General features: G+C 31.0%; 1 protein-coding gene. It reads left to right on the top strand.

What is annotated here, in order from left to right; all coding sequences use genetic code 11:
- Positions 1-239 (top strand): hypothetical protein (locus COZ07_RS07340; RefSeq protein ID WP_406607921.1); only part of this gene is annotated, 239 nt, incomplete at both ends.

The following is a 239-nucleotide window of genomic DNA, read 5'->3' as shown; positions in this document are numbered from 1 at the left end:
CAGAAAGGTTGGAAAAACCAAACGATTATCAAAGATAACATTTAATGAATTTTCTAATAAACCAACAACTGTTGGTAGCACAAAAATACCACTTGGTAAGTATGATACAACACTACAAAAGAAACACAAAAACGAACTTATGAAATCTGAATATGATGGTAGAAAGACAACTGTTCCATACGGCAAAGCCAAATATTTGTTAAAAGAACTACGTGAAGAAAATCCAAAACTGATATTGT

Source organism: Candidatus Infernicultor aquiphilus (genome assembly GCF_002784285.1).
Taxonomy (GTDB): Bacteria; Atribacterota; Phoenicimicrobiia; order Phoenicimicrobiales; family Phoenicimicrobiaceae; genus Infernicultor; species Infernicultor aquiphilus.
This window is presented reverse-complemented; position numbering and strand designations above follow the sequence as displayed.